We start from the raw sequence: 16,012 nt of genomic DNA, 5'->3' as shown, positions 1-16,012 counted from the left end.
ACCATAAGGACCGCCGTCGACGCCGCGCGCGCCGACCTCGCGGCCTCGCCGCGATGGGGGAATGTCCCGAGCGGCAAAGGGGGCGGACTGTAAATCCGCTGGCTATGCCTTCGTAGGTTCGAGTCCTACTTCCCCCACCATCCATCCTCGTCAAATTCAGGTTTTCCAGCTGCGCCGGAGACTGGCGCGAACTCGGACACGCAGCTGAATTTCGGCGTTGTGCTGCCCTTTCCCTGAGGCCCGCAAACAGCCCCTGCAACCCCGCCGTCTCGGCCCGATCGCCCGCTCCTCGACCGCAGCGTCCGCGCGCGCCGGACCCCGCGCGCCGCGCGAGAGACGGATCTTGAAAAGCGCCTTTCCGGAAGGCGCCCCACGACCGGCCGCAATCAGCCGGCCGTGCCTGGCCAGAACAGCCGCCGCCTACTTGTCGAAGAAAGCCTGCAGCTTCTTCTGATCTTTGGCGGTCGGCAGGGCCAACATGGTAAGAACGCGGGCCTTATCGCCGGAGAGGTCGCCCGCGAAAACTGCACCGACGCTCTGAAGCGTTTTGCCTCCACCCTTGAAGCCGTATACCGGCAGCGCGCGTCCGTTTTCGACCTTCGTCGCCACCACGACAGGAACGCCCTTATCGACTGCGTACTTGATGGCGTCGAGCATGGCCTCGTTCATGTTACCCCAGCCATAAGCTTCAACGACGACGGCCTCAGCCCCCGTGTCAGCCGCGTGTCGCACATAGCTGCCGTCCGCCCCGGCATACATCGCGAGCAGATCGACCCGCGGCAGCCGCTCAGGGAGATCAACGCTCTGCCGACGAGGGCCCGTGTAGTAGTACACGACCTTGTCCTCGTCGACGTAACCGAGAGCACCCACATCTCCGGATGTGAAGGTCTGAACATTGCTGGTGTGGGTTTTCCGAGCGTAGCGGGCGGCGTTGATGTAACTGTTCATCGTGATCGTCACGCCCTTGCCCCTCGAGTCCTCGGCCAGGACCTGCCGGACCGCATTCAGGAGGTTCCGCGGGCCATCGGTGTCCCAGTCGGAGGCGTTCCGCTGTGCGCCGACCGCGACCACCGGCTTCTCGCTCTTGAGCGTCAGGTCCAGGAAGTAGGCGGTCTGGTCGAGGGTGTCCGTCCCATGCGAGATGACGACGCCTTTGACGGTCGGGTCGGCAAGGACCTCCTCGACTTTCTTGGTCAGGTTAGGCCAGCGATCCGGCCCCATGTAGTCGCTTGGAATATTGCTGAATTCCACGACTCGGATATTTGCGATTTCCTTCAGATGCGGTACGGCTGCGACAAGATCCTCGCCGGAGACAGCAGGAACCGGCGCATGCGAGACGGGATCAAGCTTCATCGCAATAGTGCCGCCTGTTGCCACCACGGCGACAGTAGGACGATCTTGTGCAAATGCTGGCGTGATCCAGAGCGTGCCAGCCACAATCAAACTCTGGAATGCACGCTGCGACGGTAGGTGCCTCATCGGGCTTCCTCCCTTTGATTCTCGGAGCTACGGAACGATCGGCTACAATGGAGGCGCTACTCCGCTCCCTCCAGCCGCACTCCTTCTGAGGTGCGCCCGCCCCGGCCGCTCACCTGCACCTCGGTCGCCGGCCTCCGCCCGCGGCTCCAACCGCGGATTTCGAGAGAGTCGGAGAGACCTATGGCGTGCGGCCCGGCGGCAGGATCATTGCCGTGTCTGGGTCTGAAACGTCGCCCTCCTGCTGCTGCTCGATCCTGAGTTTCGCCGCGATCTCCGGCGTCTTGCCGTTCGCGAGATCGCGCTCGGCCGCCACCTGCGCGTCGCGGGCCTGCTCGGCATTCATCTCACCCCGTACGACCGCCTGCGCGAGGTTGAGGGACAGGATGGTTTCGGCTTCACTGGCGCCGAAGGCGGTGAGCGTGCCCCGGGTCCGGTCGGGAATGACGCTGCCGTTGAACGTCGCCACCGCGCTGTAGAGGTTCAGCGGCACCTTGTAGGGCAGGCTCTGCTCCAGCACGTCCTGGTGCTTGATCGGGAAGTCGTGCTCCGCCCCGACCTTGTGCACGACCGTGCGGATCCACGGGCCGTTCCGGTGCCAGATCAGCAGGGTCGCGGTCTGCTCCTGGGGTGGGCCGTACTTCGCCACGATCGCGTCCGCGGCCGCCCGTGAGGCTGCGGGCCAGTCCTTCGCCGGCCGCTCCTCGGCGCCAACCCGTCCCGCCGCCACGGCGAGGGCCAGCGCGGCAATGAGATGGACGCGCTTTGGAGACCGCATCGACGCTCCCTCCCGCCAAGTCCAGACCGGGGGCGCGGCTCTGACGAACGATGCCCGCCACCCGATCGCCTTGCCTCGAAACTGCACCAGATACAGGCAGGCGAGACCACAATGGTTCCAGGGAGACGCCCCATGGCCCACCAGATGTCTCTCACTGTGAACGGGCGCGCTGCGCCCGTGAGCGTCGATGACCCGGACACGCCGCTGCTCTACGTGCTCCGGGACGACCTTGGCCTGCACGGACCGCGGTTCGGCTGCGGGCTCGGCCAATGCGGGGCCTGCACGGTCCACGTCGACGGGCGAGCCGTGCGGTCCTGCATCACTCCGGTGTCGAGCCTCAAGCCCGAGGCCAGGATCGTCACCCTCGAGGGGCTCGGCTCGCCGGAGACGCCGCATCCGGTGCAGGCCGCCTTCATCGCCGAGCAGGCCGCGCAGTGCGGCTACTGCATCAACGGCATGATCATGCAGTCGGCAGCCCTGCTGAACCAGAACCGCAAGCCCGACGAGGCCGCGATCCGGCAGGCCCTGGCGGGCAATCTCTGCCGCTGCGGCAGCCACCTGCGGATCGTGCGCGCGGTCCAGCGCGCTGCCCAGTCGCTCTGAGGGAGGCCGTCATGAACGCACCCGTGTTCTCGCGCCGTGCCCTGTTGCAGGGTGGCGCGCTCGTGGTCGGCTTCTCCCTCGCGGGCCGCTCCGCGCTGGCGCAGACCGCTGCCTCGGTCGCTACGAATGGCTTCTCGAAAGCCATCGCGCCGGACCAGGTCGACAGCTTCCTGGCACTCGGGCGCGACGGTCGGGCGACGATCTTCTCCGGCAAGGTCGATCTCGGCACCGGGATCGAGACCGCGATGGCGCAGATCGCCGCCGAGGAGCTCGACCTGCCGCTCGACCACGTCACCGTCGTGCAGGGCGATACCGCGCTCACCCCCGACCAGGGACCAACCTACGGCAGCCTCTCGATCCAGAAGGGCGGCGTCGAGATCCGGCACGCTGCGGCCACTGCCCGCGCTCGCCTCGTCCAGCTCGCGAGCGAGCGGCTCGGTGCACCGGTCGACGCGCTGGTGACCGAGAACGGCGGTGTGAGGCCGAAGGCGGGAGGCACCGGCGTCTCCTACGCGGACCTCCTGAAGGACGGGCGCTTCGAGACCAAAGTCGACCCGGCCATCACCACGAAGGACCCGGCGCACTTCGCGCTCGTCGGCAAGTCGGTGCCGCGGCTCGACATCCCCGAGAAGATGACCGGCCGCTTCACCTACATGCAGGATTTCCGCGTGCCCGGCATGGTGCACGCCCGCGTGGTCCGTCCGCCGGCGATCGGGGCGACGCTCGAGGGCGTCGATGACGGCTCCGTGGCGGACATCCCGGGGCTGATCGAGGTCGTGCGCCGGGGCAGCTTCCTGGCCGTCGTCGCGGAACGCGAGTGGGCGGCCATCAAAGCAGCCCGTCAGCTCAAGGCCACGTGGTCCGCCTGGGAGGGCCTGCCCGCGCAGGATCGGCTCTGGGAGCACGTGCGCGCCACGAAAGTGACCAAGGACGACGTCACCAGCAGCACGGGCGACGCGGAGGCTGCGCTCGCCAGCGCGTCCAAGGTGCTCCAGGCGACCTACGACTTTGCCATCCACACGCACGGCTCGATCGGCCCCTCCTGCGCCGTGGCCGAGTTCAAGGAAGGGTTGCTGACCTGCTGGACCGCCTCGCAGATGACGCATGCGCTGCGCATGCAGCTCGCAGCGATGACCGGGCTCGCGCCGGAGGCGGTGCGCTGCATCTACGTCGAGGGTTCGGGCTGCTACGGCCGCAACGGGCACGAGGACGCGGCCGGGGACGCGGCGCTGCTCGCGCGGGCCGTCGGCCGGCCGGTGCGGGTGCAGTGGTCGCGGGCGGACGAGCATGGCTGGGATCCCAAAGGTCCGCCGACCCTGATCGATCTCAAGGCCGGGCTCGACGCGGCGGGCAACGTTGCCGCGTGGTCCTCACAGTTCCACGTGCCGGAAGGGGCTGCCGGCAATGTGCCGCTGGTGGCCGCGACCCTGGCGGGCCTGCCGCACGAGACCACGATGGCGCCGGGCAACGTCATTCAGAACTCGGCGCTGCCCTACGGCTTTCCGAACGTGCGCACGGTGTGTCACCGGCTCGCCGACACGCCGTTCCGCCCCTCCTGGATCCGCACGCCGGGGCGGATGCAGAACACCTTCGCCAACGAGGCCTTTCTGGACGAGTGCGCGGCGGCGGCCGGCGCCGATCCGCTGGACTACCGGTTGCGCGCCCTGAAGGACCCCCGCGGCATCGCGGTGCTCAGGCGCGTGGCCGAGCTGGCCGGCTGGCAGGCGCGGCCCTCGCCTGCGAAGGAGGACGCCAAGGCCGAGGTGTTGCGCGGCCGCGGGCTCTCCTACGTGCGCTACGAGCTCAACCGCACCTACGTGGCGGGCGTGGCCGAGGTCGAGGTCGACCGCAAGACGGGTCAGGTGCGGGTGCCGCGCTTCTTCGTGGCCCAGGATTGCGGTCAGATCATCAACCCGGACGGTGTGCGCAACCAGCTCGACGGCAACGTCATTCAGACGGTGAGCCGAGTGCTGATGGAGGAGATCACCTTCGACCGGAGCGCCGTCACGAGTCTGGACTGGGCGAGCTACCCGATCCTCAGCTTCCCGGACGTGCCGCAGGTGGTGGCCGACTTGATCGATCGGCCGACCGAGAAGCCGTGGGGCGCGGGCGAGCCGTCCGCAGCGATCGTGCCGGCGGCGATCTCGAACGCGATCTTCGACGCGACGGGCGCTCGGCTGCGGTCAGTGCCGTTCTCGCCGGCCAAGGTGAAAGCGGCCCTGCAGGGAACCTGACGCCAGGGGATCGGTGCCGGGAGAACAGGTGTCCGGACAACTCTCGGATCCGGACACTCCCGACCCGCCTCACGAGGGGCCGCTTGGGGTCCCTCTCGCCCGTTTGCGCCCGGTTCGTCCGACGTCGCCTGCAGGCTCTCGCGGTTCTGCGGAGCGGGCGCGGCCGGCGATGTCGACGCTGCGGCGCGGAGGAGCGAAGCCACGGCCCACCTCGACCTCCGTTCTCGGCGGTCGAGCAGGTGTTGCCTGGCCGCGGGCGCGCTTCGGAGCCGATCCATGTCCTGAGCGAGAGCCGGCAGCCGGGCCGGGGGACGCGGTCAGAACACGGCGTGATCGCCGCGCTCGGCCTCGGCCTCGCCCCGGAGCAGGCGCGCGTAGTAGTCGAACAGCGTCTCGGACCCGGTGCTGGGCGTCGCCGCCGCGTCGTACCGGCCCGAGGCGGGATCCAGAACGAGCATCGACTCCGTGGCGTAGTAGCGCCCGATCCGCGCGAGCTCGGCCTTGTCGGCCAGCGAGGGGATCACGCGGCCGCACGCGGACAGCCCGCCGACAACGGCGTCCAGCAGAACCACCGGAACGTGCCGGAAGCGCGGGGATTGGCCGAGCAGGGCGAACAGCGCCTCGCCCTGCTGCCGGGGCGTGATCGCCTCGCCCGGTCCGCCGATCGGGAGCACGCGGTTGCGCCGCTCGCGCTCCTCGACGCACTCGGCGAGGTAGCGGGCGAGATCGTCGTCGCTGATCGGCTTGCAGGCGGTGAGCGCGCCGTCGCCGAACAGCAGCCACGGCCTGCCCCGCCTGACGCGCTCGACCTGCCCGGAGAGCGACTTGAAGAAGGCGGTGGGTCTGACGATCGTGTAGTCGGTCCCCGAGGCGATCAGGGCGCGCTCGAAGGCCAGCTTGGCCTGCTGAAACGCGAGCAGCGGCTTCTGGACGCAGATCGCCGAGAGCAGGACCATGTGCCCGATGCCGGACGCCCCGGCCGCGGCCAGCAGCGCCAGATGGGCGTCGTGGTCGATCGCCCAGGCGTCGCGAGGGCGCCCGGTGCGCGAGGCCAGGCACGAGACCAGCGTGTCGAAGGGCTCGCCGCGCAGGCCGTCATGCGCGAGCGAGGCGGGATCGGTCACGTTGCCGAACCGGACGGCGGCGCCCGCGGGCAGCCCGAGGCGCACGGCAGCATCCGACCCGGGCGACCGGCCGGGGCGGGGCCTGACGAAGCAGACCACGTCGTGACCGCGCGCCGCGAGAGCCCGCGCGGTGGCGCGACCGATCGTGCCCGTCGCGCCGACGAGGAAGACCCGCCGCCCGCGATGGCCGGAGGACGCTTGAGCCATAATTGCCCCCACGATTGCCGCCGCCACCATAACGCCGTCCGGCACCGCCGCGGGCCGCCACGTTCCGGGTCTCAGGCGGCGAGCAGCGGGAACGTGACCCCGAGGTCCCAGGCGAAGGCGACCGCGTTGGTGAGCCCGCCGTGCCCCGTCCGGCGGCAGGCCCAGGTGCCGAGCACCCCGTAGATCAGGAACGGGACCACGATCGCCGGGTCGAGGACGGCGCGATCATCGCGCAGCGTGTCGAGTTCGCGCAGCCGCCGCCGTACGGCCGCGTGCGCGTCGTCGGGCAACGCCTGCCGCCCCGGCCAAGCCCGGCCGACCCGACTGAACGGATCGGCGTGCGGGCACGGCGGCACGCGGTGGGCGTGCCGCATCGCCTGGGTCTCGTTTTGCGCCGCGCGCGATGGCGGAGACCTGATTGCGCGGCGCCACGAGCCGGCGCAGCCGCTCGGTCGCCGCGTCCGGCGTCCAGACCTCCGCACCTCGTGCTCCCGGTGCCTCTGTCCCGGATGGTCGCACCATACGCCAGGACCTGCGTCCCGGCCGAACCGCGGCACCGCCATCGTCACACCGGTTACGAACCCGCTGGCGTGCCCCAACGGCGAGATCAAATGCCGGGCCGAGGTGGCCGGCACTTTCGCAGCGAGGCCGCCATCGCCCGCCCCGTCGGCGCAATCCTGCTCGAACAGAACGACGAAGGGCCGTCCAGCGCGCCCGCTCCATCTCCCTGGAACGCATCGCCCCGATCAGCGATGACCCCCTCGTCAACCTGCCGACCCCGGCAGCTTGATCAGACCGGCCCCAACCGGTGACCGTGGTGGCCGCGCCGCAGCGACGCCACGCCAGGGGACACGATCCATGGCCGTCCCCCGCTCCCTTCGCCAGGCAGGGCAAGTGTCGCGGATCCAGGGCAGTGCCGGTGCTTGTGCCGCGGACGCGAGTGTCGTTCCTGCGCGTTCCTCAAGTGGGTTACCGACCAGGTTCGCTTAAACCACAAGTCGAGCCTTCAGGAGCAGCCATGCGGGCGTACTGAGAAGGGTCTATTTGTGCTTTTGGTAGAGCTCGATCAATCTCTCGCATGATCCAGCGTTTGAGGCGAAGCTTCTGGGATCGCGTCATCTCCGACTCCTCGCAGAGATCTGATGATCAGACCTGATGGTTAACAAGTGGTTAACCATGACAGGCTGGTGGGCGGCATGAATGGAGGAGTTCTGCTTATTGCTCAGCTTACTGCCCGGACAATCATCGTCGTCGTGCGATCGGAGGCCCTGGTCAGGAACGACCGGATCGGCCCTTCGTGCGGCGCCCGCCCGGGATCGCCGACACGCGCTTCGCCTCTGCCTGGCTGTTCGAGGCCGTGCGGCCCGCCATGGGTGAGGACGTCGCCCTCGTTCTGCCGCGCGTCTGCACGCAAGCCATGGACCGCGCCCTGGCCGGCTTCGCCGTCGCCGTTCCGCATCGGTGAGACCAGTGCGCGACTCTGGGGAGCCATCATTCCCGGTATCTTTTCAGAGAAGGAAGGCGCAAGACGCCGTGTTTCGAGCGCCTCGCGCACAGGTCTCATCCGTCGCCTGGGAGAGCTGCATCGAGACACGCGCGTCCGGATCGCTACGGCCGCAACTGGTCTGAGGTCGGCATGCCAGCCTGTGCACCTTCCGTCAGACACGCGAGCGACGCGCCGCGACACGCTCGGGCCATCGCCGTGTGCAGGGTCCGTCCCTCGTCGAGGCCTGCGGCCAGAATGCCGACGAAGGTGTCGCCCGCCCCCGTCGTGTCGACCGGCCGGACTGCTACGGCAGCCGCGGCATGCTGCGAGCCACCCGGCTCGACCGCCAGTGCTCCCTCGGCTCCCGCGGTCACCACACAGGTGAGCGGTCCAGCGAGCGCGAGCGTGGCGGCCGCTTGGCTCAGGGCGCCTTGGCTCAGTGCGCCATCCGGCGGCCCGAGCAGTCGGCTCGCTGCGCGCGCCTCGTGCTCGTTCACGACGAGCACGTCCGTCGCCGCGAGAAGCGCGCGCAATTCGACGGGAGACAGGGTTTCCGGCACGGGTGCGAGGTTCCAGATGACGCGCCCTCCCACGGCGCGGACCCGTTGCGCGGCGGATAGCGAGGCCGCGACGGGAACTTCCATCTGGAGGACGAGCGTCGCGCCGGGCACCAGCATCGCCTCGGGCAGGGCGGAGGCGGTCAGGGCCGCGTTGGCTCCGCTCGCCACCGTAATCGCGTTCTCGGCGGCCGCATCGACCGTGATGAAGGCGCACCCCGTCGGCTCCGCGCCTTGAGCGACACACGCGACGGCCACGCCGTTCGCGGCCAAGTTTTCGCGGCACATCCGGCCGAAGGGATCGTCGCCGACGCACCCGATCATGGCGACCCGCCCCGGCTCCGAGACGCGCGCGGCAGCCACCGCTTGGTTCGCCCCCTTGCCACCAAACAGCGTCGCGTAGCGCGGCGCCAGCACCGTCTCCCCAGGGCGGGGGATCGCGGCGACGCGCGCGACGAGATCGACGTTGATCGAGCCGAACACGAGGATCACCGATGCGTCCTCCGCGCGCGTCAACCTTCCGCGTCCATGGCGTGCAACTTCTCGACCCGACGGCGGAAATCCGCGTCGGTGGAGAACTCGGCCGTGAGATAGGCGGCGATCAGGTCCTTGGCGAGCCAAGGCCCCACGATCTGGGCGCCGATGCACATCACGTTGACGTCGTCGTGCTCGACGCACTGATGCGCGGAGTGGACGTCGTGGCACACGGCGGCCCGGATGCCCTTCATCTTGTTCGCCGCGATCGAGGCGCCGACGCCGGTCCCGCAGACCATCAGGCCGCGGTCAGCCTCGCCGGAGGTCACCTTGCGGGCGACCTCGCGCGCGATGTCGGGGAAGTCGACGGGATGCTCGTCGAACGAGCCGACGTCGATGAGCTCATGGCCCAGCGAGCGCACGTGGTCGATCACCGCTCCCTTGAGCATCCAGCCGGCGTGGTCCGATCCGATCACGAGTCGCATGTCACTTCGCTCCGTTGATGGCTGACCGCGGCGGGATTGCCGCCGCGATCGGAAAAGCGTGGCGGTTGTCGCGCTTCACGAGCCGCGCAGCTCGGGCGGCAGCTCCGAGCCGTGGAACTTCTTGTAGATCGCGTTGAGCTTGCCGTTCTTCAGGTTCGTCTCGATCCACGCGTTGAGCTTTTCGACGAACCGCGGCTCACCCTTGCGCACGCCCATCGCGAGGTCGAACGTCGTAATCGGCACCTTTGGCTCGTAGACGCGCGACGGGTTCTTCACGCCGATCTGGTTGACGATCGTGGCCGAGGTGGCGATGCAATCCGCCTGCCCCGACACCGCCGCCGTGACCATCGTCGCATCATCGTCGTAGCGCGCCAGCCGGAGGTCGCGATCCTTCATGTTGGTGAGCGTGGTGTCCTGCGTCGTGCCGCGCGAGACCGCGATCGTCTTGCCCTTCAGGTCGGGCCAGCTCTTTGCCTCGACCGACTTGAGGCAGCCGACCACGGATTGCAGCGCCGCGTAGGGCTTGGTGAAGTCGATCACCTTCGCGCGCTCGGGCGTGACGGAGAGCGTGGAGATGATCAGATCCGCCTTGTTCGTCTGCACGTTCGGGATGCGGGTCGCCCCCGTCGTCTGCACGAATTCGAGTTCGAGGCCGAGGTCCTTGGCGAGGAGCTGTGCGGTTTCGACGTCCGAGCCGGTCGGCTTCAGATTCGCGTCGATCATGCCGGATGGCGGTATCGCGAGATCGGTGGCGACGCGGATCTTCTTGGCACTCAGCACGTCGTCGAGAAGGTCGGCATGCGCCGCGAATGGCATCGCAACGAACGCGGTAGCCGCGAGCAGCGCGGCGAGGATCGGGCGTCTCATGATCGTCTCCCTCCGTGGTTCTGAGTGTTGGCTCACAGACCGGAGCCCACGAACTGCATGAGCTCCGGGGTCGTCGGCGATGCGAGGATCGTGGCGGGACCCCGCTCGTGAACGCGCCCCCGATGCATGAACACGACCTCGTCGGCGATGCCGCGCGCGAACCCCATCTCGTGCGTGACCATGACCATGGTCATCCCGGATGCGGCCAGTCCTTCGATGACCTTGAGGACCTCGCCCGTGAGCTCCGGATCGAGGGCTGAGGTCACCTCATCGAACAGCATGACCTTCGGCTGCATGGCGAGCGAGCGGGCGATCGCGGCTCGCTGCTGCTGCCCACCGGACAGCTGCTCCGGATAGGCCTGCAGCTTGTCAGCGAGGCCGACCCGCGCGAGCACCTCGGCAGCGAGCGCGCGGGCCTCCGCGCGCGGTGTGCCCTTCACCGAAGTTGGTGCGAGGGTGATGTTCTCCTCGATGGTGAGGTGCGGGAACAGGTTGTAGCTCTGGAAGACGATGCCGACGTCCTGGCGCAGCGCCCGGAGATCGAGGCCGGGATCGTCGACGCGATGACCGCAGACGCGGATCTCGCCGCGATCGATGGTTTCGAAGCGGTCGATGCAGCGCAGCGCCGTCGACTTGCCCGAACCCGAGCGGCCGATGATCGCCGTCACCGTACCGCGCGGCACCTCGAACGAGACGCCGTCGAGCACCTTGAGGGTGCCGAAGCTCTTGTGGACGTCGCGCAGGGTGACGACGGGCGCCGGCGTCTGACCTGCTGGGGTATCGGGCATGGCGCGCGGCATCTCCATCAGGCCGGCATCAGGGTGGTGCGGCCGCGCGCGCCTCGCCTCTCGAGTCGCTGGCTGAGCCGCGACAGGGGAAAGCACATGGCGAAGTACACGGCCGCGATGATTGCGTAGATCAGAAAGGGTTCGAACAGGGAATTATTGATGATCTGGCCCGCGCGAGCCAATTCGACGAAGCCGACCACTGAGGCGAGCGAGGTGTTCTTCACAATCTGCACCATGAAGCCGACGGTTGGCGGGGTCGCGATGCGCACGGCCTGGGGCAGGATGACCTTCGTCATGCGCTGGGCGCGCGAGAGGGCGAGTCCCTCGGCCGCTTCCCATTGCGGGCGCGGCACGGACTGGATGGCACCGCGCCAGATCTCGCCGAGGTAGGCCCCGACGTAGATCGTCAGCGAGGCGCCGGCCGCGGTGAGCGGCGACACCCTCAGACCCAGCGGCGGCAGGCCGAAGAAGGTCAGGAACATGATGACGAGGAGCGGCGTGCCTTGGATGAGCTGGACGTAGGCGCCGCTGGCGAAGCGCACCGCGCGCAGAGCCGAGATGCGGCACAGGGCGATGACGAAGCCGAGCGCGCCGCCGCCGACGAGGGCGATGAGCGACAATCCGATCGTCCAGAGCGCACCCTGGCCGAGGAAGAGCAGGTGGTTCGCGTTGAGGGAGCCGGACATCTCAGCACCTCACAGCGGGGTACCGAGGCGTCGCCGCCGCGGGAACAGGACGAGACCCAGCCCCCAGAAGCCCGCACGCATGATGAAGGAGAGCGCGACGTAGATCAGCGCCACCACGATGTAGGTCTCGAAGGCCCGGTACGTGTCGGACTGGATGTAGTTCGCCACCGCCGTCAGTTCCTCGGCCGAGATCTGCGAGGTCACGGAGGAGGCGAGCATCAGGAGCACGAACTGGCTCGTGAGCGAGGGATAGACCCGCTCGATCGCGGGTAGCAGCACGACGTGCCGATAGATCTGCGCGCGCGACAGGGCGAGACCCTCCGCCGCCTCGATCTGGCCGCGGGGGATCGCGTCGAGCCCGGCGCGCACGATCTCGGTGGTGTAGGCGCCGACGTTGATGGTGAGTGCGAGCGCGGCGACGGTTAGGGCCGAGAAGCGGAAGCCGAGACTCGCGAGGCCGAAGTAGACGAGGAAGATCTGGACGAGGAGCGGCGTGTTGCGGATCGCTTCGACGTAGACCTCGCAGAGGCGGCGCAATGCCGCGTGCCGGCTCCTGCGGCCGATCGCCGTGATCCCGCCGAGCGCGCCGCCGACTGCCGTCGCAATGCCGGAGAGTTCAAGGGTGAGCAGCGCACCGTCGAGGAAGCTCGGCCACCGTTCGAGGACGGCGCCGAAGTCGAGGTCGAGGGACACCGGCCGCGATCCCGTGCCTCAGCCTGCCGCCCGACCGGTCATGCGGTCGTAGACGCGGAACAGCGCCTGGTTGCCGTTCGCGCCCTCGCCGTGGGCGCGCGCCTCCACGTACTGGCTCGTCACGAGCGCGGTCGCCGGCAGGGGGACGTCGAGGGCACCGGCTTGCTCGAGGACGAGGCGCAGGTCTTTGAGCATGAGGTCGATGCGGAAGCCCGCGGAGGCATCGCCCGCGATCATCTGAGGCCCGAGCCGGTCAAGCATCCAGGAGGCCGCGGAGCCGCCGAGCAGCACGTGCCGCAGCTGTTCGAGATCGACGCCCGACGCGCGCGCGAGCGCCAGCGCCTCGCAGATCGCCTGGATGGTGATGCCGCAGATGAGCTGGTTGCACAGCTTGACCGCTTGGCCCGCACCGGCGTTCCCGACGTGGGTGATCGTGGTGCCCATGGCGCGGAAGAACCGCCCGGCCCTCGCGAAGGCTTCGGCCTCGCCGCCGACCATGATCGAGAGAGCCGCGTTCTTCGCGCCCACCGGGCCGCCGGAGACCGGCGCGTCGAGGAAGGCGATGCCGACCGCCGCGAGATCCGCCGCCATGCGCCGGACGGCGACGGGCGAGATCGTGCTCATATCGACGATCAGTCGACCGGCCGGGGGGGCCTTGAGAAGGCCCTGCTCCCCGTAGACCACCGCCTCGACGTGAGGCGTGTCGGGCAGCATGGTGATCGCGAGGTCCGCGCCCCGCGCCGCGTCGGCCGGGCTCGTCGCCGTGACGGCTCCGTCGCTCGCGAGCTCCGCCACGGCCTCGGCACGCACGTCGTAGGCCTGCACGGCGTGGCCGGCCTTGAGCAGGTTGCGGACCATCTCGCGCCCCATCGTGCCGAGCCCGATGAAGCCGACGCAGCCCGCCTTGTCGTTCTCCCTCACGTCCGCGTCCCCCCTTCAGCCGGCCCTCGCGGCGCTCACGTGCGCGGAGGCGGCCAGTGCTGCCTGCCGTCGCAAGCCGTCCCCGATCGCGAAGTGCTCGCGCAGAACCGCGTCCGCCCGCGCCGGGTCTCGGGCGGCGATGGCGTCGAAGATCCGGCGGTGGTCCTCAATGAGGTAGGACCGCATGGGTTCGACGACCTGCACGAGGCGGCGCCGGTCGACGTGCGAGCGCATCAGGACATGCGCCATGGAGTCGTGCAGCACGCCGAGGGTGCTGGAGCCTCCCGCGGCCACGATCGCGCGATGAAAGGCGTAGTCGGCCGCGCCGCCTGCCTCGGGGTCGTCGATGGTCTCGACGATTCGCTGCAGCGCCCGCTGCAGGCGCTCGAGGTCCGAGACGGTCGCGTTCTGACACGCGAGCCGGATCGATTGGCATTCGACGGCGATGCGCGCCTGCATGACGTCGTCCGCGAGCCCGTCCTGCTGGGCGAGCGCGAAGGCGAAGAAGTCGTTGAGGACGGTGACGTCTGGCTTGCGGACGATGGTCCCCATGCGCTCCCGGATTTCCACGATGCCGAGCGCGGTGAGTGCGCGCAGCGCCTCGCGGACGATCGGTCGACTGACGCCCAGCTGAGCGGCCAGTTCGCGCTCCGGGATCAAGCGATCGCCGGGGCGCAGGGCACCGGCCAGCAGCCGCTCGCGCAGGAACGCGAAGACGACTTCGAAGCCGGACCGACCCTCATTGGGGCGAGCAATTTCCATCCCGTCGCATCGTTATATGACGTTGGTCATACCAGTAGTTGACCAGGGATGGCCCGTCAAGCCGGCTGGCGGGCACAGGAGCAGCCCGCGATTGATCCGGGATCCGCCTGATCGAAGCCGGTCCCGGATCGCGAGCCTGCGCGGCGCCTGAGCGCGGCGCCTGAGCGAAGCCGACATCCGCATGGCCGAAATCGGAGATGGCGAAGCAATCGATCGGATGTCGGATGATCTGTATTCCCGGGTCTTCACCGGCTCCGCTGCCGCGTGACGGGCCGCAATTCCCGCTGCCCTGCGCCCCTTCGGCGATCTGCATCCAAGTTTGCGGTAGGCCGCTCGACGGCACTCTACTGTCACGCCTGCAAGCCTACCATGTTAGTTTCCGACGTTAACCGTCCATTAACTATGCGCTCGCACAGTATGAAGCCGAGTTTAGCGCGAACGGCACATCGGCGCCTGCATTTAGCACCGACCCCATGATACGTTCCCATGGGTCAGAATAGACTGTACGTGAACTTAGCCTTCCAGCAATGCAGTTCTCATGAATGCTGAGAGCTCCTCGGGAGAGCGGCTGTGCATGTGATCCTAATCGCAGCTCAGAAGGGCGGGGCTGGCAAGAGCACGCTTGCCGTGCATCTGAGCGCCCTCGCTGAGCGTGACGGTAGAGCGCTCCTCGTCGATACCGATCCACAGGGCTCCCTCTCCATGTGGCACGGGCGACGATCGGCCGGAACGCTTCGCCTGACCCGCGCCAGTGCACAGGCCGTCCCGGAGGTTCTCTGCACAGCTCGCCGCGAGGGCATTCGCTGGGCCGTGATCGACAGCCCGCCTCACAATACTTCCCTGGTCTCTGCTCTCATGAGCCGGGCAACGCTGACGCTGATCCCGGTGCGACCCGGCCCGTTCGATCTCGACGCGGTCGGCGCGACGCTCGCGATGGCGCGCAGCCTCAAAGCACCGATGGCCTGCGTGATCAACGCGGCTCCACCACCCGGACGCGGAGAGCGGCAGACGAGCGCCGTGGCGGAGACGCGCGCCGTCCTGACCAACATGGGAGCGCCTGTTCTCCCGGGGCAGGTCTCCCAACGGGCGAGCCTGTCGCATGCCCTCATCTCCGGCCAGTCCGTCGACGAGTACGATCCGGACGGCCGCGCGGCGGCGGAGATCGCCGCGGTGTGGTCGACCGTGTCCGAGCTCGCCCGCTCCTTTCCCCGCCACGCTTGAGGCGTCATCCCCCATGGCAAAGCCAACGCGTCCCTCGTTGATGGGCCTTTCACCGGAGAAGGGCTCGAAGCCGCAGCCGATCGTGGGGGTCTCCGCGACGGAACTCCGGCAGGGCCCCGTGGTCGACCGGAGTTGTGAAAGTCTCGCAGCGGATCCTGACAAGTTCTCATCGGAACGGGATGGCGCGCAGATTCATCTGAATCGTGCCGGCTGGTCGGAGTTGAGTCAGCTGGCGCAGGATCTCAATGTACCGTTTCGAGATCTGATGGGCGAGGCGCTCAATGACGTTCTCATCAAGCATCAGCGACCGCCGGTCGTGGAAGCTAAGCCGCCCGGCCACGAGCTGGCGTCCGATTTCACCGTGATGATCGGCGCTTCTCTGGTGCCTCTTGCATGGCCCCTGCTGGTCAGCGCTTGGTGCTGGCAACAGGCCATGACCCTGCCCCTCCTGGCCATGGGCGGAGGCAAGGGGTACCGGCAGCTCCGGTGAGGCGCGCCACAAAGGCCACGAGGCGATCCCCGACGTCGCGGGGGCGGGTCCATGGGCGAGCGACTCACGGCCGGCTGGCCCGGCCGTATTGCTGCCGGTTATGGTTGAGCAGAAGCGGGAAACCCTGCGGCGCCTCTCATCGTGACCTGCCACGATCGGA

18 protein-coding genes, 1 tRNA gene and 1 pseudogene are annotated in these 16,012 nt (G+C 68.6%); 7 read left to right on the top strand and 13 right to left on the bottom strand.

Annotation, left to right across the window (positions count from 1 at the left end; genetic code table 11):
* Positions 1-55: 55 nt before the first annotated feature.
* Positions 56-140, top strand: a tRNA-Tyr gene (locus tag QA634_RS15925).
* A 280-nt stretch (positions 141-420) separates the two neighbouring features.
* Here the strand turns inward: QA634_RS15925 and QA634_RS15920 are convergent.
* Both QA634_RS15920 and QA634_RS15915 read right to left on the bottom strand, forming a co-directional pair.
* Positions 421-1,353: an asparaginase gene (locus QA634_RS15920; protein ID WP_445928389.1), complete on the bottom strand. Its 933-nt coding sequence runs from the start codon at positions 1,351-1,353 to the stop codon at positions 421-423.
* Between the two features lie 304 nt (positions 1,354-1,657).
* On the bottom strand, positions 1,658-2,254 hold the full coding sequence (locus tag QA634_RS15915) for a hypothetical protein (RefSeq protein WP_012332945.1): 597 nt from the start codon (positions 2,252-2,254) through the stop codon (positions 1,658-1,660).
* A 132-nt stretch (positions 2,255-2,386) separates the two neighbouring features.
* On the opposite strand from QA634_RS15915, the gene QA634_RS15910 reads away from it, so the two are divergent.
* A complete protein-coding gene (locus QA634_RS15910; protein ID WP_012332944.1) occupies positions 2,387-2,857 on the top strand; it encodes a (2Fe-2S)-binding protein in 471 nt (156 codons plus the stop codon).
* A gap of 11 nt (positions 2,858-2,868) precedes the next feature.
* Entirely contained in the window at positions 2,869-5,091 is a 2,223-nt protein-coding gene (locus QA634_RS15905) for a xanthine dehydrogenase family protein molybdopterin-binding subunit (protein ID WP_043701277.1), read from the top strand.
* Positions 5,092-5,408: 317 nt separating this feature from the next.
* Here the strand turns inward: QA634_RS15905 and QA634_RS15900 are convergent, their stop codons facing one another.
* The gene (locus QA634_RS15900) at positions 5,409-6,422 is read right to left on the bottom strand and encodes an NAD(P)H-binding protein (protein WP_012332942.1); all 1,014 of its coding nucleotides are present in this window, start codon (positions 6,420-6,422) and stop codon (positions 5,409-5,411) included.
* A 71-nt stretch (positions 6,423-6,493) separates the two neighbouring features.
* Complete coding sequence (locus tag QA634_RS15895) at positions 6,494-6,796, bottom strand: hypothetical protein (protein WP_043701274.1); 303 nt, start codon at positions 6,794-6,796, stop codon at positions 6,494-6,496.
* A gap of 202 nt (positions 6,797-6,998) precedes the next feature.
* On the opposite strand from QA634_RS15895, the pseudogene QA634_RS15890 reads away from it, so the two are divergent.
* Positions 6,999-7,212, top strand: a pseudogene (locus tag QA634_RS15890) (IS256 family transposase); the annotation flags it as partial.
* Positions 7,213-7,719: 507 nt separating this feature from the next.
* Positions 7,720-7,887, top strand: coding sequence for a hypothetical protein (locus QA634_RS15885; RefSeq protein WP_168169158.1), 168 nt, complete (start codon positions 7,720-7,722; stop codon positions 7,885-7,887).
* 143 nt (positions 7,888-8,030) lie between these two features.
* On the opposite strand, the gene QA634_RS15880 is transcribed toward QA634_RS15885, so the two are convergent.
* The 9 genes from QA634_RS15880 to QA634_RS15840 all read right to left on the bottom strand — a co-directional run bounded on the left by QA634_RS15880 (position 8,031) and on the right by QA634_RS15840 (position 14,454).
* Positions 8,031-8,957 (bottom strand): ribokinase, encoded by a 927-nt coding sequence (locus QA634_RS15880; protein ID WP_012332941.1) that lies wholly within the window; start codon positions 8,955-8,957, stop codon positions 8,031-8,033.
* Positions 8,958-8,977: 20 nt separating this feature from the next.
* Entirely contained in the window at positions 8,978-9,424 is a 447-nt protein-coding gene (rpiB, locus tag QA634_RS15875; RefSeq protein ID WP_012332940.1) for a ribose 5-phosphate isomerase B, read from the bottom strand.
* 75 nt (positions 9,425-9,499) lie between these two features.
* On the bottom strand, positions 9,500-10,240 hold the full coding sequence (locus tag QA634_RS15870; protein ID WP_085984495.1) for a transporter substrate-binding domain-containing protein: 741 nt from the start codon (positions 10,238-10,240) through the stop codon (positions 9,500-9,502).
* An 83-nt stretch (positions 10,241-10,323) separates the two neighbouring features.
* Complete coding sequence (locus QA634_RS15865) at positions 10,324-11,097, bottom strand: amino acid ABC transporter ATP-binding protein (RefSeq protein ID WP_012332938.1); 774 nt, start codon at positions 11,095-11,097, stop codon at positions 10,324-10,326.
* Positions 11,097-11,765, bottom strand: coding sequence for an amino acid ABC transporter permease (locus QA634_RS15860; protein WP_012332937.1), 669 nt, complete (start codon positions 11,763-11,765; stop codon positions 11,097-11,099). Before QA634_RS15860 ends, QA634_RS15865 begins: the two co-directional genes overlap by 1 nt.
* 9 nt (positions 11,766-11,774) lie before the next feature.
* Positions 11,775-12,458: an amino acid ABC transporter permease gene (locus QA634_RS15855; protein ID WP_012332936.1), complete on the bottom strand. Its 684-nt coding sequence runs from the start codon at positions 12,456-12,458 to the stop codon at positions 11,775-11,777.
* Between the two features lie 18 nt (positions 12,459-12,476).
* The gene (locus QA634_RS15850) at positions 12,477-13,379 is read right to left on the bottom strand and encodes an NAD(P)-dependent oxidoreductase (protein ID WP_012332935.1); all 903 of its coding nucleotides are present in this window, start codon (positions 13,377-13,379) and stop codon (positions 12,477-12,479) included.
* Positions 13,380-13,394: 15 nt separating this feature from the next.
* The gene (locus QA634_RS15845) at positions 13,395-14,141 is read right to left on the bottom strand and encodes a FadR/GntR family transcriptional regulator (RefSeq protein ID WP_012332934.1); all 747 of its coding nucleotides are present in this window, start codon (positions 14,139-14,141) and stop codon (positions 13,395-13,397) included.
* Complete coding sequence (locus QA634_RS15840) at positions 14,119-14,454, bottom strand: hypothetical protein (RefSeq protein WP_150108668.1); 336 nt, start codon at positions 14,452-14,454, stop codon at positions 14,119-14,121. The genes QA634_RS15845 and QA634_RS15840 overlap by 23 nt, the downstream gene beginning before the upstream one ends.
* Before the next feature lie 257 nt (positions 14,455-14,711).
* Between QA634_RS15840 and QA634_RS15835 the strand changes: the two genes are divergently transcribed.
* On the top strand, positions 14,712-15,362 hold the full coding sequence (locus tag QA634_RS15835; RefSeq protein ID WP_012332933.1) for a ParA family protein: 651 nt from the start codon (positions 14,712-14,714) through the stop codon (positions 15,360-15,362).
* A gap of 13 nt (positions 15,363-15,375) precedes the next feature.
* Positions 15,376-15,852: a hypothetical protein gene (locus QA634_RS15830; RefSeq protein WP_236728681.1), complete on the top strand. Its 477-nt coding sequence runs from the start codon at positions 15,376-15,378 to the stop codon at positions 15,850-15,852.
* The last annotated feature ends 160 nt before the right edge of the window (positions 15,853-16,012 follow it).

Source organism: Methylobacterium sp. CB376 (assembly GCF_029714205.1).
In the GTDB taxonomy this organism is placed as follows: Bacteria; Pseudomonadota; Alphaproteobacteria; order Rhizobiales; family Beijerinckiaceae; genus Methylobacterium.
The sequence above is the reverse complement of the archived record's forward strand: the minus strand, read 5'-3'. Positions and strand labels throughout refer to the sequence as shown.